The organism is Pseudomonas sp. Irchel s3b6, assembly GCF_900187415.1.
In the GTDB taxonomy this organism is placed as follows: Bacteria; Pseudomonadota; Gammaproteobacteria; order Pseudomonadales; family Pseudomonadaceae; genus Aquipseudomonas.
In genome coordinates, this window is sequence record NZ_FYDM01000023.1 from 26,405 (window position 1) to 44,855 (window position 18,451).

19 protein-coding genes are annotated in these 18,451 nt (G+C 62.2%); 3 read left to right on the forward strand and 16 right to left on the reverse strand.

Annotated elements, in window-relative coordinates; genetic code table 11:
* From pgaB to CKW07_RS23875, 9 genes are all read right to left on the reverse strand, one after another.
* Positions 1 to 2,001 (reverse strand): poly-beta-1,6-N-acetyl-D-glucosamine N-deacetylase PgaB, encoded by a 2,001-nt coding sequence (gene pgaB / locus CKW07_RS23835; RefSeq protein ID WP_095147326.1) that lies wholly within the window; start codon positions 1,999 to 2,001, stop codon positions 1 to 3.
* A 12-nt stretch (positions 2,002 to 2,013) separates the two neighbouring features.
* Positions 2,014 to 4,482 carry a poly-beta-1,6 N-acetyl-D-glucosamine export porin PgaA gene (gene pgaA, locus CKW07_RS23840; RefSeq protein ID WP_095147327.1) on the reverse strand — a complete coding sequence of 823 codons (2,469 nt, stop codon included), beginning with the start codon at positions 4,480 to 4,482 and terminating at the stop codon, positions 2,014 to 2,016.
* 235 nt (positions 4,483 to 4,717) lie between these two features.
* A complete protein-coding gene (locus CKW07_RS23845; RefSeq protein WP_095147328.1) occupies positions 4,718 to 6,229 on the reverse strand; it encodes a YdgA family protein in 1,512 nt (503 codons plus the stop codon).
* A 203-nt stretch (positions 6,230 to 6,432) separates the two neighbouring features.
* On the reverse strand, positions 6,433 to 7,068 hold the full coding sequence (locus CKW07_RS23850; RefSeq protein WP_095147329.1) for an NADH:ubiquinone oxidoreductase subunit N: 636 nt from the start codon (positions 7,066 to 7,068) through the stop codon (positions 6,433 to 6,435).
* An 83-nt stretch (positions 7,069 to 7,151) separates the two neighbouring features.
* Positions 7,152 to 8,600 (reverse strand): efflux transporter outer membrane subunit, encoded by a 1,449-nt coding sequence (locus CKW07_RS23855; RefSeq protein WP_095147330.1) that lies wholly within the window; start codon positions 8,598 to 8,600, stop codon positions 7,152 to 7,154.
* Entirely contained in the window at positions 8,597 to 9,487 is an 891-nt protein-coding gene (locus tag CKW07_RS23860; RefSeq protein WP_095147331.1) for an HlyD family secretion protein, read from the reverse strand. Before CKW07_RS23860 ends, CKW07_RS23855 begins: the two co-directional genes overlap by 4 nt.
* Entirely contained in the window at positions 9,484 to 9,693 is a 210-nt protein-coding gene (locus CKW07_RS23865) for a DUF1656 domain-containing protein (RefSeq protein ID WP_095147332.1), read from the reverse strand. The genes CKW07_RS23860 and CKW07_RS23865 overlap by 4 nt, the downstream gene beginning before the upstream one ends.
* Positions 9,690 to 11,771: an FUSC family protein gene (locus CKW07_RS23870; protein ID WP_095147333.1), complete on the reverse strand. Its 2,082-nt coding sequence runs from the start codon at positions 11,769 to 11,771 to the stop codon at positions 9,690 to 9,692. The genes CKW07_RS23865 and CKW07_RS23870 overlap by 4 nt, the downstream gene beginning before the upstream one ends.
* Positions 11,768 to 12,196 carry a MarR family winged helix-turn-helix transcriptional regulator gene (locus CKW07_RS23875; protein ID WP_095147334.1) on the reverse strand — a complete coding sequence of 143 codons (429 nt, stop codon included), beginning with the start codon at positions 12,194 to 12,196 and terminating at the stop codon, positions 11,768 to 11,770. The genes CKW07_RS23870 and CKW07_RS23875 overlap by 4 nt, the downstream gene beginning before the upstream one ends.
* A gap of 201 nt (positions 12,197 to 12,397) precedes the next feature.
* Here CKW07_RS23875 and CKW07_RS23880 point away from each other — a divergent pair, with 201 nt between their 5' ends.
* Positions 12,398 to 12,661 (forward strand): hypothetical protein, encoded by a 264-nt coding sequence (locus CKW07_RS23880; protein ID WP_095147335.1) that lies wholly within the window; start codon positions 12,398 to 12,400, stop codon positions 12,659 to 12,661.
* Between the two features lie 73 nt (positions 12,662 to 12,734).
* Here the strand turns inward: CKW07_RS23880 and CKW07_RS23885 are convergent, their stop codons facing one another.
* From CKW07_RS23885 to CKW07_RS23900, 4 genes are all read right to left on the reverse strand, one after another.
* On the reverse strand, positions 12,735 to 13,016 hold the full coding sequence (locus CKW07_RS23885; RefSeq protein WP_095147336.1) for a type II toxin-antitoxin system RelE/ParE family toxin: 282 nt from the start codon (positions 13,014 to 13,016) through the stop codon (positions 12,735 to 12,737).
* Entirely contained in the window at positions 13,006 to 13,251 is a 246-nt protein-coding gene (locus tag CKW07_RS23890) for a type II toxin-antitoxin system Phd/YefM family antitoxin (RefSeq protein ID WP_095147337.1), read from the reverse strand. The genes CKW07_RS23885 and CKW07_RS23890 overlap by 11 nt, the downstream gene beginning before the upstream one ends.
* A 91-nt stretch (positions 13,252 to 13,342) precedes the next feature.
* On the reverse strand, positions 13,343 to 13,591 hold the full coding sequence (locus CKW07_RS23895) for a DUF2789 domain-containing protein (protein WP_095147338.1): 249 nt from the start codon (positions 13,589 to 13,591) through the stop codon (positions 13,343 to 13,345).
* Positions 13,592 to 13,706: 115 nt separating this feature from the next.
* Positions 13,707 to 14,168 carry an aminoacyl-tRNA deacylase gene (locus CKW07_RS23900; RefSeq protein WP_095082027.1) on the reverse strand — a complete coding sequence of 154 codons (462 nt, stop codon included), beginning with the start codon at positions 14,166 to 14,168 and terminating at the stop codon, positions 13,707 to 13,709.
* 214 nt (positions 14,169 to 14,382) lie between these two features.
* Here CKW07_RS23900 and CKW07_RS23905 point away from each other — a divergent pair, with 214 nt between their 5' ends.
* Together CKW07_RS23905 and CKW07_RS23910 are read left to right on the forward strand one after the other, a co-directional pair.
* Entirely contained in the window at positions 14,383 to 14,931 is a 549-nt protein-coding gene (locus CKW07_RS23905) for an NfeD family protein (RefSeq protein WP_095082025.1), read from the forward strand.
* A gap of 2 nt (positions 14,932 to 14,933) precedes the next feature.
* Positions 14,934 to 15,692 carry a slipin family protein gene (locus CKW07_RS23910; protein ID WP_095147339.1) on the forward strand — a complete coding sequence of 253 codons (759 nt, stop codon included), beginning with the start codon at positions 14,934 to 14,936 and terminating at the stop codon, positions 15,690 to 15,692.
* Between the two features lie 10 nt (positions 15,693 to 15,702).
* Here the strand turns inward: CKW07_RS23910 and CKW07_RS23915 are convergent, their stop codons facing one another.
* The 3 genes from CKW07_RS23915 to CKW07_RS23925 are packed head-to-tail and all read right to left on the reverse strand — an operon-like array spanning position 15,703 to position 18,451.
* Positions 15,703 to 16,647, reverse strand: coding sequence for a sulfotransferase family protein (locus tag CKW07_RS23915; protein ID WP_095147340.1), 945 nt, complete (start codon positions 16,645 to 16,647; stop codon positions 15,703 to 15,705).
* Positions 16,635 to 17,672 carry a biotin/lipoyl-binding protein gene (locus CKW07_RS23920; protein ID WP_371850674.1) on the reverse strand — a complete coding sequence of 346 codons (1,038 nt, stop codon included), beginning with the start codon at positions 17,670 to 17,672 and terminating at the stop codon, positions 16,635 to 16,637. Before CKW07_RS23920 ends, CKW07_RS23915 begins: the two co-directional genes overlap by 13 nt.
* A complete protein-coding gene (locus CKW07_RS23925; RefSeq protein WP_095147341.1) occupies positions 17,669 to 18,451 on the reverse strand; it encodes an efflux RND transporter periplasmic adaptor subunit in 783 nt (260 codons plus the stop codon). Before CKW07_RS23925 ends, CKW07_RS23920 begins: the two co-directional genes overlap by 4 nt.

Sequence of the window (18,451 nt, forward strand, 5' to 3'; positions counted from 1 at the left end):
TCAGGGATTCCATTTGTTGGAGAGCGCGGGACGCACGGTTTTCAGGTCCGGCTGGTTCTCGAGGAAGTTGTCCGGGTAGTAGCCAAAACTGCTGGCACCCTGGCGCTTGAGCCGCCCCATCCAGTCCGCCAGTTGCTTGCCGTCCAGCGCTGCCGCTGCGTCCTGGCGGGTCCAGTCACGGGCCTGCAACTCGAACACCGTGCGGTCCAGCGCGCCGGGACGGGACTTGACGGTGGCCACCAGCGTTTCCAGCCAGGCTCCGGACTGCTCACGGGTCTTGCCTTCCATCAGAGGCATGGCCATGGGCGCGGTCCAGTCGTAGGCACCCAGGAAGTCATCGAGGTTTTGCGCAAACCAGGCTTCGCTTGATGGATTGAGCATCGGCTCGGCAAACAGGTTGCGCGCGGTCTGCACCTGGGGCCCGCGAATGGCGCGGACCCTGGCGGTGAGTTCATGGGTGAAGTCGATCAGGTAACGGCTCTTGAAGCGGCTCCAGCGTTGCATCGTCGCCGGGTCGCCACGCAGTGCCGCCATCGAGCCAGGCAAGCCATTGGCGGCGTAGACCTGCAGTGCCTGGGGGCTGGCGTCTTCGAAGTCCGAGAGCAAGGCGTCGTCGTGGTAGAGAATGCCGTCGACCGAGGTCAGGCGCGCGACGTCTTCGTAGATCTCGCCAATGATCCGCCGCACGTTCGGGTCGAATGGCGACAAGCGCCGGTACTGGTCGGGATCTACCGAGGCCTTACCAGTGGCCGGGTCCCAGCGGGTCACCCGGGGCAAGGCCGGATCAAGGTCAAAGCTGAGCACGGGCATCCAGGCGAAGACTTTGACGTTGGCGCGCGTGCGCAGTTGCCAGGCGACGCGGTCGAAAATGTCGGCGCGCACCGGCAAATGACGGTTGGGGAAGTACAGCGAATGCACCAGCCCGTCACCCTTGGGGTCAGCGAAGGCTTGCAGGAACACCGTGTTGGCGCCCATGTCGGCCATGCGCTGGATCAGCTTGCCGAGGTTGATGTCCTGCTGCGCCGGATCCGGGTCATAGACATTGTCCAGATCGACATGCACCACGCGCATCGGCGAGTCGGATTGCACTGCCACGATGCTGTTGGCGAAGTGTTCGCCGTCCGGGTCCGAGGCCACCAGGAAGCGCGGGCTGCTCATCAGGTTATCGAGGCTGTCCAGGCCATCATCCAGGGTCAGCGCCATCTGGTAGCCCTGCTCGCCCACGACGCGCAACGCCGTACCGTCGGCGGCGCCGTAAGGCCAGACCCAGACCCGGGGGGCGTAACCGGTGGCGGCGCGAATCTTCGCCGAGATGGCGGCCACGTCACTGCGCAAGCGGCGCTCAAACTCAGCCTCGGTTTCATAACGCTTGGCGATGGCATCGTAGCGACGGGTGGCCGCCGCCGGTTGCAGGTTGCCCTGTGGGTTGGCCAGCACGCCCTTGTGGTTGGCGTCGGTGTGAGCGGCAATTTCCACCAGCCCGGAACGGGAAATCTCGCGAACCTGCGCCCAGGTCAGAAAGTCCGAACGCTGGCGCGGGGTGCCAGCAAAGTCCACCGGTTGCTTGAGCGGTGTGTCGACCCAACTGCCGACCGGTGCCAGCAACGCCGGCCAGTGGTAGGCCCGCAACACCGGCATGACACGGGTGTAGAAGCTCGAATATCCGTCGTCGAAACTCAGCAGGATCGCCTTGGGTGGCAGCTCGGGACCGCCGTTGCGCGCCGCCATGATCTGGTCGACGGTAACCGCCTGGTAGTGGTTCTCCCGCAGCCAGGCCAACTGCTCGATCAAGCGCTCGGTGCGCACGGCCACGACAGCCTGGTCCGGGTCGCGGTCTTCGACATCGTGATAGGCAATGCCCAGCACGTGGTTCTTCGGCCACGGCTTTTCATTGGCGGCCAGCGGTCGTTCCGACGGCGGCGCGAAGGCCGGGGCCTGCTGGGCGCAAGCGGTGAGCAGCAATACCCCCAGCAGCAGGATGCAGCGTGTCATTGCAGGCATGATCTAACTCTTCTAGAAGCGATAAGTGAGGTCGATGACCAGGCGCAGATCGCTTTCGCGATCACCGTCATAGGGTCGGTTGAGCCAGCTCACGGCGGCACCGGCCTCGAACACGTCGTTCCAGCTGACGCGTTGGCCGTAACTGAGCAGGCCGATGGCCCCCGTGCTGTAGTCGCGCTGGCTGTACGTCCCGGCGCCTGCCTGGAACTGCTGGCTCCACGAGGTTTCGTAGCGGTGATAAAGCACGTGGTTGGCGCTCACCGTCGGCAACACGCTGAAGTCGGACTTGGGGTTGAAATACGGTACGTCGGCATTCTTCGAGTTGTGGCTGCTGCCGACCTCCAGGCCCAGGTCGACCTGCAGGCCTGGCGCGCTGTACACACCTTCGCGGCCAGTCAGCAACGCTTCGAAGCGGTTGTTGCCATCGCTGAAATGCGACGGGCTCAGCGCCAGCTTCCACTCACGACTTTCGTTGGCGCGCCAGCGCACGAAACCGCTGCCGCCATTGGCGCTGATGTCACTGTTCAAGGCCCGTAGCGGAGTGTCAGCCGACAGGTAGTCGAGGCTGGCGCCGTACTGCCAGTGATCGCTGATGTCCCGGGCCAGTGCCACGCGCGCACCGGTTTTGTTGCCGTAGCCGTAGGCGTGATTGGAGACTTCCGCCTCCAGGGTCATGTCGCGGGTTCGCCGCTCAACACCCAGACGCTGCCAACGGTGGTGACCGGTGCCCTCCTGGAAGTCACCAGTGGCGTAGCCGGCACCGCCGAACAGACGCCAATCCTCGTCGATCGGAGGGCTGTAAAGCAGGGTCTCGATCCCGAAGTCCCGGGTGCCGCTGACGGCCCCCGCGCCGTTATCACCGCCGCCGTAGCTCTTGCCGCCATAGGTCGACACCCGCAACTCGGCCATGTCATGGACTTCACGCAAACGCTGCAGACGCTGTACCTGGCGGTTGTCCGGGAAGCGTGCCCCCACGTCATCGGTCAGGGCATCGAGTTGGCGCCACTCCTGCAAGTCCAGCGCAGTGTGCCCCTGCCCGACTTCCAGCCCGACATCCCGTGGCACCATGCTTTCGGTTTCCTTGAGCAGGCTTTCCGAACGGCGCGGCCAGTCGCGGGCGCGGTACAGATCCGCCTGGGCCAGACGCAGACCGGTGTTGCCTGGCGCCTGCTCGACCAACGTCGCCAGGCGCTGCTCGCCCGTGGGCAAATCGGCGCCATAGGTACCGGCCTGGGCGGCCAGTTGCTGGGCGTCCATCCACTTATCGTTGGGGTTGCCCACCGGCAGGCCCTTGAGCTCGACCCGCGGCTTCTGGCTCTGGGCCAGGCTCTCGGCCAGCTTGCGCGCCTCCATCGGCTGATCGCTTTCGAGCAGCGCGTAATACAACGCCGTGCTGTCTTCGAGGCGATCGCCAGCATCGGCATCCGGCGCTGCAAGCACCTGGCGATACAGGTCGACGGCCACCTCAGGTTGGCGTTGATCGAGGTAAGACGCCGCGACCCAGCGCAGCGCATAGGTCGGCATCGCCACGCCTTCACGAGTCAGTTGCTGGTAGTCACCAATCACCTCAGCGGTACGCGCGCGGGCCTTCAGCGCCCCCATGCGGTCGATGCGCCAGCGCGTCACGTCGTCGTGGGCCTGGGCGTCCGGGGTCCAGGTCTTGAGTAACTGGTCGTAGTCGGCCATGGCACGGTCAGCGATGAGGTAGCGTTCCTTCTCGCTGCGCGTGGCCAGCTCCGCCAGCCGTACTCGCTCGGCGGCCACGTCGCCTTCGATACGACGCAACAGGGTCGGATCGATCAACCCCGGGCGTTGACGGGCCAGGCGCAAGGCCGGCTCTGGCAAGCGCGCCCGTTGCAGGGCGATCACGTATTCGCGGGCCACGTCAGGGTTGTTACCGGCGCGCATGAACGCCTGGTCATACTCGAACAATGCGTCGTAGGTCGCTCCGGCACGGGTCAAGGCATACGCCAGGGCCAGGCGGCGAGTCGGGTCTTCAGGTTTGGCCGCCACCAGGGCTTTGGTGCGGTTGACAGCCTCTATAGGTTGGCCGGCATCGGCCTCGGTCAGTGCCAGCCCCAACTGCAAGTCGGCATTTTTGGGGTCACGCGCCAACGCTTTCTGGTACAGCGCCGTGGCCGAGTCCCAGCGCTTGAGGTTGCGGTAGGCACGCGCCGTGGCCGTCAGGGCCTGAACCGGCAACACCCGATGGCGAGCCTGGGTTTCATATACGTCGACCACTTCACTGTCGAGCCCGGCCCAACTGGCAATCTGCAGGTGATCGCTGACCTGGCCGGTGGTCAACTGGCTGGCAGGTACCTGACGCAGCACGCCCAGCGCGGGGGTGTAATGGCCCGCCCGGGCCTGGCGGACCAGGTCGTCGTAGGCCGTATCGGCAAACGCCAGCGACGACCAGAGCAATTGGCTGCACAGCGCCATGCCGATGATCGGGCGCAGGTAAGAGTGAGGGGTACGCAACATTCGCAAGCTTCCTGTACGAGGAAAGCTGGAGCGATGGGTTCCCCTGATCACTACATATCAGGCGGCCGGTGCCCTATGACACCGCCAAGCTATCCTGCGGTGAAGTCTTCCATGTCGGAGAAAGCCAAAAGACGAATCCGCATATTTCTTCAGAATCGTCCTACACAGCAAAACGCCCGGTCCATCCGCGAGAACGGATGGCCGGGCGTTTCGTTGAGGCCGTGTAGCGTGTTGTTTACTGGATCTCGCCGGTGTTACCCAGCTTGCTCATCACAAAGCCGACAAACTGATCGACGGTCATTTTCTGGCCGTTGAAGTCCACCTGATCATTGGCATAGTGCAGTTTGGAAACGATGTTGTTGCCGTCCAGGGTCGCCAGTTGCGTACCGACAGCCATGCCACTGACCATGTCGCTGGTCGCGGTGGCTTGCTCGGCAATCGCCTTGGCGTCGGTCTGGCCTTCCAGTTGCGCCTGCACGCTCACCAGATCGGTGATCATCGGCTTGGAAATGTGCAGGTTGAAGTCCAGCAGCGCTATCAGCTGGCGGACCAGTTGGTCTTCCGGCAGCTCCATCGATTGCGGCTTGGTCAGGTCGATCACCAGGCTGGCGCGGCTTTCGCCATTGGGGGTGGTGAACGAGAAGTTCTCCAGGGCGATTTGCGGCTGGGCAGCCAGCAGCTTTTCCAGATCGGCCTTGACCTGGACCTGTTCGGCTTCCGTCAGGTTCAACTCGGGTAGCGGTTCACCCGCGGCTTCTGCAGCAGCGGCCGCTGCTTCGTACGGTTGCAGCTTGGCCTGGTAGACCTGCACCAGCGACAAGGTCGACGGGATGTCGAGGTTCTTCATGCTCCAGGCCATTTTCGCCGAACCAATGGCCTTGTCGTTGAGCGTCACCTCGCCAATGCGGTAGTCGGCACGTCCGGCGGCGTTGGTACCCGATTCACTGGTGATGGTCTTCATCTCGGTTTTCTTGAAGTTCAGCACCGATGACTGCTCACCGAAGGTGGTGCGGGTATTGCTGATCTCGACCGTGTTATCGCCCAGGTAGTAGCCGTAGCTGCTTTTGCTGAGGTTGCTGGCCATGGTCAGGCCATTGATTTCGATTTTCACCGGGCTCTGATCTTCGGCAACGCTGGTCAGCGTCAGGTTGTCCATGTAGCCAGTGGCTTTGACCTTCTGTGCCTCGGCGCTGGCCGAGACTTCCATGTTCAAGCCAGAAAACTTCAGCGTGGACTGGTCATCCAGCGCCGCGTCGACGGGCAGCAATTCAAGCGTGCCGCTGATCGCTCGGTCGTAGCCGAGGTTGACCACCCCCTTGAGCGGAGACACGTCCTTGGTGGCGGCAAACCATTTTTCGGTGAGCGGGGTCTTTTCCAGGGAGTAATGACTGGTGGCCATCACTGGCAGCCATTTCAGCGAGACCAAGCGCGAGAATGGCAGTGGGCCATGCTCGATACGGTCGGCAAACAGCAGCTCGACGCCGTCAGCATGCTCGCCAAACATCTCGCCCTGGCCCTTGAGGCGGTAGCGGGCGGTGCTGCTGAACAGATGGCGCTCCAGCGACACCAGCTCCAGGGTCGCGGTGCCGTTGGAGCCGATCATCGCCGCTTGCAGCTCCTTGTTGGCATCAGAGAGAGAGGTTTGCAGCACCCCTTCGAGCTTGGTGCCGGTGTACCAGGCGCCACCTGCGCTGATTGCACCAAGGGCCACGACGATTCCAAGAAGTACGCCTGCTGATTTATTCATGAATGACCTGATCAATTGTCCATTGTTGAAGGTGTAGTCGTCTTCCTTGAACCCATGACAGGCCGTGGCTCGACTTCGTACAAAAGTGAAGTGCAGATTAGCACCGGGTGCGCAGCACGACGCAAAAAATAAGGGTTAATGCGTGCACCGACACTGATTTGAGATCGCTCCCACGCGCGGGCGTGGGAAGGATCGGCGCCAGCTCAGGAATACTGCGTTTCCATCTCATCCAGTTGGTGATCAAAGGTTTTCAGGCGGGCGGTCCAGGTGTACACCAGCACCTCGAAATCCCGGTTGATCACCGCGCCATTGGGCGACTCGGAACGCGGGTCGCAGAAGTCCAGCTGGTAGCGTTCGCGCGCCATCGCCGTGGCCACGTCAGAGAGTTCGCGGGCATTTTTCTGCCAGTGCCAGCCTTCGCCGCTGGCCTGCTGGTCGAGCGCCCGACATTGAACCTTGAGGGCTTCGAGGCTTTTTTCCAGCGGGGTGCCGGTGAGTTCGCCCATGACTTCCTGGAAGGTACGGCCCGGTTGCCAGTAACTGCCCCAGAAATAGCGGTCGAAAACGGTTTCAACCCGACGCAACGCCACCTTGGTGTCCCAGATCAGCACCAGGGTCTTGCCTTGTTCGAGTTGTTTTTTCTTGATCCGATGGCCTTGCAGCGCAGCCCAGGCGACGACTGCGATCGACATGACCCCGATCAGCGCGCTGGCACTGTCGAGAAACATCAACGCCTTGTCGAGCGGGTAAGCCAGCATCACGCCATAGAAATACGTTGCCGACAGCAGCACCAACGCAACAATGGCGCACCAGAAACCGAGAGCATAAGGGTTTTTCATTATTGGAATCCCCATGACCTGCGCAAGCCCTGACCACCGGATCCACGCGCGCGGATCCGACACTACAAAGCATAGCAACGGCCTCAGGGTTTCGTCGGCTGTGAACCTTGCGTTCGTCCGCTTTCCCAACCGCCACCCAATGCCAGGAACAAATCAATCTGGCTCATGGCAACCTGAGTGTTGGCCGCCGCCACTTGCGCGCGCACGTCGGTGTAGGTGCGAGTGGCCTGCAAGTCGGCCAGGAATGATGCCCGGCCCGCCTGATAGAAGCGGTGCGTCTGGTCGGCCGCCAATTGCGCCGACTGCTCGGCATCGGCCAACGCGTCGCGGCGCTGGAGCAGCGCGGAATACTGGGCGAGTCCGGTCTGGGTTTCACGAATGGCGTTGAGCACCACCCCGTCAAAATGCGCCAGCGCCCCTTGGGTTGCGGCCTCGGCCTCACGCACACGGGCGCGGGAACCGTTGGTCGGCACGCTCCAGGTCAATAACGGGCCAAAACCCCAGCGATTGGTCGAAGGCTCGCCCAGGTTTTCAAGAATACCCACGGTGCCGACGGTCGCCCCGATACTGATGTCCGGGTACAACTGCCCGGTAGCGACGCCGATACCGGCGGTCGCCGCCGCTAACCGACGCTCGGCCTGACGCACATCCGGCCGGCGCTTGAGCAAGGTGGCGCCGTCACCGACCGGCAACAATTGCGCAATCTCTGGCAGTTCATGGCAATGCGGGGTGCCGGCAGGCAATTGATCCACCGGCTTGGCCAGCAACATCGACAAACGGAACAGCCCGGCCTGACGTGCGGCTTCATAGCGCGGCAGTTCGGCGCGCAAGGATTTGAATTGGGTCTGCGAGCGTGTGACCTGGGTTTCGTCGCCACGCCCGGCATCCCGCAGGCGCTGGACCAGCGTGGTGCTTTGGCCTTGCAGGTCCAGGGAATGCCCGGCGATCTCCAGCTCCTCATTGGCCGCACACACCTGGGTGTAGGCCCGCACGACATCGGCGACCAGGGTGATCCGCGCGGTGTCCGCGGCCGCCTGGGTCGCATCGGCATTGGCCTTGGCCGCTTCGATCCCACGCTGCAAGGTGCCGAACAGGTCGAACTGATAGGAGGTGGTGATGCCAACGTCCCCGATGTTGGCCACCGGGACTTTTTCCGGCAGCAAAAACGCTTCGCCCGACTCCTGCAAACGCTGGGCACCGAGTTTCACCCCACCGCTCCAACCGCCTGCCGACTCGGCCTCTTCCACTTGCGCACGGGCGCGGGCCAGGTTGGCCGCCGCCACCCGCAAATCGGTGTTGGCGGCCATGGCCTGGTGCACCAGTTCATCCAGGCGAGGGTCCCGGTACAACCGCCACCAGTCGCCTGGTACCGGAGCCGACACCACGTTCCGGTTGTGGGCCGTCAGGTCGCCCTGGAAGTCCTCGCGATGCACCGCTGCCTCTTGCGGCAACTGGTAATCCGGGCCCACCGTCTGACAGGCGGACAGCAGTAAGCCGAGCCCGACTGTCGCGATACCGGCGAGCGCTTTCATTGCGCCGGCTCCTGCTCGGGCAAGTCAGCGATGATCGACACGGTCGCGGTACGCCCGGCGATCATGCGAAAGTCCGGCGGCACATCGTCAAAGGCAATGCGCACCGGAATCCGTTGTGCCAGACGCACCCAGCTGAATGCCGGATTCACATTGGGCAGCAGGTTCGCACCGCTGGTGCGGTCGCGGTCTTCGATACCGGCCACAATGCTCTCGACATGCCCACGCAACCGCGCACGGTCACCGACCACACGAATATCCACACTCTGGCCGACATGAATGCCGTCCAGCTTGGTCTCTTCGAAATAGCCGTCGATGTGGAAGGAGTTACTGTCCACCACCGACAGCACCGGGCGACCCGCCGTGACGAATTCCTGGGTCCGTGGCGCGCGATCGTTGAGGTAGCCGTCCACGGGGCTGCGGATCACCGAGCGGTCGAGGTTGAGCTGGGCACTGTCCACCATCACCTGGGCTTCCATCAACGCCACCTCGGCACGGGCCACCCGCGACTGGCTTTCTTCCAGTTGTTCACCCGGCACCAGGTTGCCCAGGCCACGGTTACGCTTGGCTTCACGTTGCGCCTGGGCCAAGGTTTCCTGACGGTCGGCAACCGCTGCCTTGGCCTGGCGCAGCGCCAGCCGGAAACGGTCCTGATCGATGCTGAACAGCACCTGGCCGCGCTTCACCAGCTGGTTGTCGCGCACCTCCACTTGCTGGATCAGCCCGGACACGTCCGGGGCAATCTGCACGATGTCGGCACGAATGTGCCCGTCACGGGTCCAGGGAGCGAACATGTAATACATCACCATGCGCCACACCACGACGACCGCAAGGGTCACCACCAGCAGGGTCAGCACCACACGGCCAAGGGTCAAGAACGGTTTTTTCATGTCATCAGGTATCGACTGAGTGAGTCCACGGCGCCAAGCAGCACGGCGTAAAGACCCACGTTGAACAACGCCCGGTGCCAGACCAGGCGATAAAAGTGCAAGCGTGTCAGCACCCCGTGCACCAGCAGGTACACCAGGTAGGTAATGCCCATCAGCACCAGCAGCGTGGGCAGGAACACCCCGCTGATATCCAGATCACCGATCATAAAGGCGCTCCATCGATGCCATGGGGAAGGGGCTCTTCGGCATCGCTGGCCCCCACGAACTCCACGCCCGGCAACAGCGCCAGACGCAGGCCGCTGAGGGCATGCAGCAAATTCAGCCGGGTTTCGTCGTGATCCTGCTGGCCCTGGCCATTGAGTGCGCGACGGGTGCGGTCCAGGGTCATCAGCAGCGCGGCCGGCGCCGGCAAGCGTTCACCCGCCTTCAAGCACGCCTTGAAATATTCGCCGACCTCGGCCACCACCTGACGCAGTAACGCATTCGCCACGCCATGCACCCGTGGCGCGTACGCCAGCAAGTCCAGCAGGTTCAGCCCCACGCGGACCTCACGCAGGGCAATACCCGTGTCCTGGCCGGTCATGGCCAGGCGCGGCAGATGCTGCATCAGTCGATCGAGCAGTTGCACACCCAGGCGTCGGTGCTCGGCCAGGTTGGCCGGTTCGGTCATGCCGACAATGTCGTGCCAACTGAAGCGGGTCAGGCGCTTGGCCGCCAGTTCCGAGCCGAACGGGCGGGCCACCAGGGTCCAGACGAAGGCAAACAGCAAACCGATGGGGCCGGCGAGGTTGGCATTGGCGAAGCTCAGAAAGTCCGCGTCGTAAACGCCCTGGAGGCTGATAAACGATGAGGTGTTAACGATGGTCAGCAGCATCCCCAGGTAAAAGGCAGGCTGTACCGTGAGGGTGCCAACACAGATGTAGGGCACAGCGAACGCCAGCACCAGCATCGGGAAGTCATGCAGGTTGGGCAGGATCAGAAACAGGTAAAGGCTGGCGAACACCACCGACAACGCGGTCCAGAAAAAGAACCGGTAAATCTGTGGCGCCGGGTCGTCCATCGAGGCGAAGAAGCTGCACGCCACCGCTGCCAGAATCACCGCGCTGCCGCCGTCTGGCCAGCCCAGCAGGATCCACAACACCGAGGCAACGATGATCGCCAGCACCGTGGAAGTCGCTGAATACAGCATCAGCCCACGGTCGATAAACGGGGTGAGCCGGCCCAGTCGCCAATGGCGGTAAACCGCGCGCCAGTTGTCCTGGCTGTCATTGTGAATCGCTTGCTGGAGGCTACGCAGGTCCTGCCACAAATCGATCCACTCCCCCAGGCGATACAGCGCATTGGAAAACAGCAATTGCTTGCGGTCATCCAGCGCTTCGGCGCTCGGTTGCAGGGCTTCAAGCTGGTTGCGCAGGGCTTGCCAACGCTCGACGCTGGCGTCGCTGTGGTCGAGCCACTCCAGCGCCGCACCCAGCAGCGGCGCGAACCTGTCCACAAGCTCGGGGGTGCGCCGTTGCAAGGCGTACAACGCATCGTCCAGGGCATCCACCACCGGCAGCAGGTGAATCATCCGCCCGCGCAGTTCCTTGGTATTGCGCACGGTTTGCGGTCGCGCGCCTTCGTGGGGCAACTGGCCGATCATCAATTCGAGGGTGTTGAAGGTCGCCACCATCGATGTGCGCAGGGCGCTGACCTCATCGGGGCGCACATCGCGGCTCAGGAAGCGCTGGCTGTAGGTCACCGCTTCACCGAACCACTTGCTGACCGCACCATCCAGTACCGGCGCCAGCCGACGCGGCCAGAACACACTGCCCACCACCGCCGCACAGACTATGCCGAGAAAGATCTCTTCTGTCCGCGCTTCGGCCACATCCCACACGGCCAGCGGGTTATCCACCACCGGCAAGGCGATCAGCGGCAAGGTGTAGCCGGCCAGCATCAATGCATAGCTATTGGCGGTACGCAGGTGCATCGACAAAAACAGCAGGATGCCGGTCCACAGCGCAATGACCACCACCAGCACATAGGGGCTCTGGACGAACATCGGCACAAACAGCAAGGCCGCCGCCGCACCGGCGAAGGTGCCGATGGCGCGGTACAGCGCCTTGGAGCTGGTGGGGCCGACGAACGGGCTGGAGACGATATAAACCGTGGCCATCGCCCAGTACGGACGCGGCATTTGCATAAGCATGGCGATGTACAGCGCGATCATCGACGCGGCGAAGGTACGCACGCCGTAGAACCAGTCGCGGGCTGGCGGAATACCGGAAAAAAAACCGTTCAAGACGGTGTCACCGAGACATGCTCAGCTGTCTCGAACGCACGAATCACCCGCAACGCGGCCTCAAGGTCGGCCGGGTCGATACCGTGCAGCACTTCACGGCGCAGACGGACCAACTCGGTCTCCACCGCCTGCACCAGCTCACGGCCGGTGTCGGTCAGGCTCAGGCATTTGGCGCGACGATCAAGGGCATCTTCGGTGCGACGGACATACCCGGCGTGGCACAACTGATCGAGCAAACGCACCAGCGACGGACTCTCCATCCCCGCCGCGTGTGCCACCGTCACCTGGCGCACCCCCTCGCCCAGTCGCCCGATCATCAACAACGGGACGGCGCAGGCTTCGGTAATGCCGTAGTTGACCAGCGTGGTCTGGCAGATTTTGCGCCAATGCCGCGCGGCCACCACCATGGCACTGCTGAGGTTCATCTGAAGGGCGTCGAGGGTCTGGGGCACAAGGGAATTCGCATACAGTTAGTTCGCTAACTATCAATATCGCACTGGAGGGGAATTTCAGTCAAGTTTTGAAACAAATTGGCAGGCGCACTGATCTCGTAGCGCCCCAAAAAATACTGCGCATTTGCGAATCTCTGCCTGCAGGGTTTCGCCCATGCAACGGAGGAATCAACGATGGCCGAACGCACCGACTCAAAAGACGAGCATAGCCACACCCCAGAAAACACCACGCCGTACCGCGACTTTCTGCAAAGAAAAATCGACGCAGCCCGTTGCTCGGTGCGAAATGGAACAGGTCGGAGAAATGATGAAGTCGAAGCTGAATTCGGCGCTCGGCGGGCAGGCTGCTCTGCACCAAAGCTGATTGCATGGACTCCAGGCGCTGGTAACGCGACATGGATAAACAGAATCGCCAGGATCGTCCAATCCTGTCGCTGATGTGCGGCGACTTGGCGAATTATCAGGAGGTGTTTCGGGGTTCGTAACCGAGTAAAACCGCGACTGACATTTCCTAGCGTTTTTTAGCGCGCTCGTACACGGCACTGCGTTCACGCTTGCCGACAGCCACCACGCAGACAACAATGCGCTCGTCAATCACCTGATAAACCAATCGGTATCCCGAGGCATTCAGCTTGATCTTGTAGCAATCAGGCATCCCGTGCAGCGCATCTGACTGAATCCGAGGTAATTGGAGCCGTTCAACCAGCTTCTTTTTGAACTGATCCCGCAGGGTATGCCCCAGTTTGTCCCACTCCTTGAGTGCAGAAGGCAGAAACTCGAGCTTATAAGTCATCCAGACTGACCGGGACAGGGGTTTCATGGCTTCGAGCGCGAACCAGCTCGGCCAGCTCAAGGTCGTCCAGACGCTCCATCATGGCCTCGAACACCTGCGCCGGCACCATATACCCCATCACCCGGTTGTGATTGAGCACTGCAACAGGTCCACCGTGGGCACCGTTCAGTACCGCAGATGGATTTTTCTTCAATTCAGAGACGCTGACGGCCATGTCGGCCAGAACACTTTGCATGATAAAGACCTCAATTCAGGTCTTTATTCTGGTCTATATCTCCCTCCCGAACAAGCCCGGATAAGAAACCACACACCGACTTTATCCAGATTCATGCACCCCCTCGCCCCTTCCGGAGCAGCACATCCAGTTGATCCACCACCTCCGCCCAATCGGCGTCGTCGAGGATTTCGTCGCGCAAAAAATCTGCCTGGCTCGTGCTCCAGAAGAAGGCATCCGCCAGGTGCAGTTCGGGTTTCAACGGGGAATGGGTGGCGATGAATTGGTCGATGCTTTGCGCATCGTCGGGCAAGCCGAGCTGTTTGAACAGGTTAGGCAGGGTATGCGTCGGCGACTCCATGGATGGACTCCTGATGAAAGGGTTTGCTGGCAAGCCGGCACCGGCAGAGATCACTGTCTGCAGGCGCCGGATTGCCAGTGAAAGAAGGCGGTGCGGCAAACACCCTCAATGGTAGCTAATGACTCAACTCGCACACCTCGGCATGGGGCACCATTTTCAGGTACTGGTCCATGCTCATGTGCACCAGGTTGTTGTGGTTGCCGGCTTCCACGTAGATCTCTTTCTGGCGGGTCAGCAATGGGTCGATGACCATGTCCAGGCCATAGGATTCGCCCAGCGCCGGAACAGCGCCGCGTTCGCAGTCGTTGAACAGGTGGGCCAGGGTGCTTTCGCGAGTCACCTGCCATTCACCGCTGCCACGTACTTTGCTCAGGTCCAGATGCCGGCTGGCCGGCAGCACCGCCATCAGGTAGTGACCATGGTGGTCATCCAGGATCACCGACTTGGCCACGCGCTCCGCGGGAATGCCTGCCACCCTGGCGGTTTCCAGGCTGCTGGCCGAATGGGGGTGAGTGACCACGTCAAATTCGCAGTGCGCCTCTTCCAGGCTGCGCTGCACGGTTCTTGCCATACGCATGATGCACCTCGGTGTCCGTCGCAAGCGTTGGCGGACGATGGTTAAAGCGCGTTGTTCTCACTACAAAGTCTAGGCCCCATGCCAGAACCCGGGAATAAATCTGCCCACTGGATGCCGCCAGAATGTGATCAAAAATCAGTCGATCCAGCCTCAACTAGACTATAAGCAGGGCTACAGAAAGGCTCGTTGACGGACGGCTCTCCCGGAGGGTCAAGTGAACAGTCGCTGGTGTGTCTTCGCGCTGCTGCTGGGTTTGAGCGGGCCGGTGTCGGCGGCCGACGCGGTGATTATTTTCAATCCCAATGCCATCGGGGCATGGCTGATCATGCTGGGGATCGCCTTTTTGCTGGCCGAGGCGATGCTGCCCAGCTATGGCGTGATCGGACTGGGGGGCATCCTCACGTTCGTGGTCGGCTCAGTGATCCTGATGAACGCCGACCGCCCGGGCTTCAGTCCGCCCGCCCCGCTGCTGATCGGCCTGGCGCTGGTCAGCACCGTGCTGTTGATCGCACTACTGATCCACGCATTGAGAACCCGACCGAAACACGCCGTCAGCGGTGATGCCGGGTTGCTGGGCAGCGTAACGCCCATCACCTCGATCCAGGCCGACAACGCCTGTCGCGGCTGGGTGCACTTGCAGGGCGAACAGTGGCAGGTGCTCAGCACGACACCGTTGCAATCCGGCCAACCGGTGCGGGTGGTGGCGCGCAGAGGTCTGATGCTGGAAGTGGCCGCGGCTGACGCGGCGCCGCAAGGAGAATGATCATGGGCCTGCAGTTGGGTTTTGCCGCGCTGTTGCTGTTGGTGATTGCACTGGCATCATCGACCTTTCGCATCCTGCGCGAATACGAACGCGCGGTGGTGTTCCAGCTCGGGCGCTTCTGGCAGGTCAAGGGCCCGGGGCTGATCCTGTTGATTCCGGTGGTGCAGCAAATGGTGCGGGTCGATCTGCGCACCGTGGTGCTGGATGTGCCGCCGCAAGACGTGATCACCCGTGACAACGTCTCGGTGAAGGTCAACGCGGTGCTGTACTTCCGCGTGCTCGACCCGCAAAAGGCGATCATCCAGGTCGAGAGCTTTCTCATGGCCACCAGCCAACTGGCGCAAACCACACTGCGCGCCGTGCTGGGTAAACATGAGCTGGACGAACTGCTGGCCGAGCGCGAACGGCTGAACATCGACATTCAGCAGGTACTGGATGCACAAACCGACGCCTGGGGTATCAAGGTGGCGAACGTCGAGATCAAGCATGTCGACCTCAATGAATCGATGATCCGCGCCATCGCCCGCCAGGCCGAAGCCGAACGGGAACGGCGGGCCAAGGTGATCCACGCCGAAGGCGAATTGCAGGCCTCGGAAAAACTCATGCAGGCTGCCGAAATGCTCGGTCGCCAGCCGGGCGCCATGCAATTGCGCTACATGCAGACCCTGAGTTCGATTGCCGGGGACAAGAGCTCGACCATTGTCTTTCCGCTCCCCATCGAACTGCTCAAGGGCATGGCCGATTTATCGCCGAAGGGCTGAGGGGCTTCACTCATCGACCGCGCCATTGTTCCAATGCCTCGTAAGGCGCCCGCGCCCAACATTCCACGCGCTCTCTGAGCAGCTGCGAGGCTTCATGTTGCTTGCCTGCACCGTCGGCCACGAACCTCTCGGTCGGTTGTTTTGCGTGCTGGTTCACGTTGCTGAATACCTGGACCCGCTGCTCGGCGTTCAGCGCAAAGAACTCAGCCAAACGTCCGTCCATAGCCCCCGGTAACTCACTGTAATTCACGGCCAACCCGGCAAACTCGCGGCAGTGCTCAACCGCCCATTGCAATAACCGACCCAAGCGCCGAGCGATGAAGTCTTCTGGCCCGGCGAACGGCACGCCATCGTCCAATGCACTGGCACCGATCAGCCCCGGCACCATATGCATGCCCGGGCGACGCAGGTGGGAGACGGCGATTTCCAGCGGGTCGCGGTACACAAACAACCAGGGCGTGTCGGGAAAACATTCGCGTACCAACGCCAGTTCTGCGATGTTCCAGGCATCCAGTTTGATCACCAACCGTTGTTCCACACCCCGGCGTGGCTGGCCGTAGGCTGAAAGCAACCCGCGAATGGCCGCGCTGCGCTCTGCTGGCGGCAGTGTGCTGCGCAGCAGGGTATCCAGTGGTGGTGGTTCAGAAACGACGAGGTGATTGTCCAGTTGCGCAAGCATCTGGCTGATCAGTGTCGAGCCGCAGCGTGAGGCGTGAAAAATCAACGCACTCGGCGCCAAGCCTGGACTCATCACCTGCCAATCGCTCAGGACCCTGAGGGGTGTTTGCCGCCGGAAGGCCTGATTGAACGGCAGACGCAGCGCCTCTTCCACCGCATCGCAAAAAAACGCTTGATGCAGCGCCTGATCACCGAACCAGCACCAGTCCACCTGCCACTCCCCTGCCGGTTGCCAGATGCGAATCGGCAACCAGCCATCGAGGTTCAGGCGCTCCATTGTTCGCTCCATAGACGACGACCATGACGCATCGCGGCCTGCAGCTCTTCACGGGAAAGCGCCAGGCCACGCTCGGCGTCGGCGAACACGGCAATGCCATCGCGCTCGGCACGCACTTCACTGCGCTTGAGCAGCTCGCGAGCGTAGTTGCGTTCGGCACGTTTCTGTTCGACCCGTGCGGCGAGCAAATCAATTTTCGAGCTCGACTCGGCATCGGCAAAAACCCGCTGGGCGTTGGCCTTGAGTTCAGCTTCGGCCACGCCCAGGGCACGTTCGGCCACATCGGCCTGAGCCTTGAGGGTGGTGCCTTCGAAACGCAGCAACAGGTCGCCGGCCTTCACCGGCTGGTTGGGTTTGACCAGAAACTCGGCAATCACCCCGTCCAGCGGCGCCGTCACGACACGACCGCCCAGTGGCACGACCTCGGCGGGAGCCAGCACCGACTGGCGCACCGGTATCAGCAACCCCAATAGCAGCAACGCCACCAAGGCAGCCTGGCGCTTGCGGGTCCAGCGCAGGCGCCACGGCGTACGCGGCTGCAGCGCCAGCCAGGCATGGCTATAGGTGTCGCTCAGTTGCGACAACAGCACCTGTTCGGACGGGCTCCATGTGCTATCGCGGGCCAGCCACAAGCCACCGAACACCCGCCCCTGACGCTCGACCAGTGGCAGCCAGAACACCTGCGCGGCAGAAAGGCTCTGCCAGTCGGCCTGAACCGAGCCACTCAATGAGGTCGCCGGGACTGTCCACGCCTGCTGCAACAGATCGAGCTTGAACAACTGCTCCACCGCCTGCTCAACGAATGCCACAAACGGCGCATTCGGCTCGACGGTACTGACGCCCGTCACGGCCCGGACCTTGCCGGCGATCACCAGTGCGGCATGGCGAAAACCAAACAGGGCCTGGCCATCGTTGACCAGGCTGTACGCCAGTTGTTCGGTGTTTTGCGCCTGGCGAGTCTGACGCTCCAGCTCAAGGAACCGTGCAAAGACCTGCTCGGCGCCACCACCGGCCGGTGCGTTCACTTGAGCTCCACGAAGCGGGCCGTGCCGCTCATGCCGGCGAGCAAGCCGTTGGCATTGGGCAGTGTTGCGACCAGCAACAGCGTTTGGCTGCCCTCATCGATCCGCGCCCCCAGGCGCTTGACCGTGGCATCGAGAGGCTGACCGGTTTCATCGGGCGTGAAGTGGAAGGTCTGTCCAGGCTTGAGCCTGCCCATCCAGCGCGAGGGCACCAGCAAGTGGATTTCCAGGCTGCGGTTATCGACGATATCCAGCAATGGCGTACCAGCGGCCACGCTTTCATAGCGCTGGACCTTACGCTCGACCACCTGGCCATCAAATGGCGCAACCACGGCACAACGCTTGACCTGAATCTGATACACCTGAGATTGCGCCTGAGTCTCGCTGAGCCTGGCCTGGGTCCGCGCCACTTCGAAACGTCCGACCGAGTTCAACGCGGCCAGCTGCTTGTTGTGAGCCAACTCTTCGCCGGCACCCCGGCTGGCGGCCTGTGCGGCATTGAGCTGGGCCTGGAAGGCGGTGCAGTCGAAACGCGCCAGGGTGTCGCCCTTCTTGAAGGTTTCGCCTTCACTGAATGGCAATTCGACAATTCTGCCGGGCAACTCACTGGCCAGTACTGCTTGATCGCGGGCCCGCAATACACCACGGGCCTCACTGCCGGTCGCGGCGGGAGCGACGGACGTCGGGTTATCCAACAACGAATCATCCGGTTCGGGCGTTTGCGCCTGAGCCATGCACGTCACAACAGTCAATCCGAAGACCCAACCACTCAAACGTCGCAT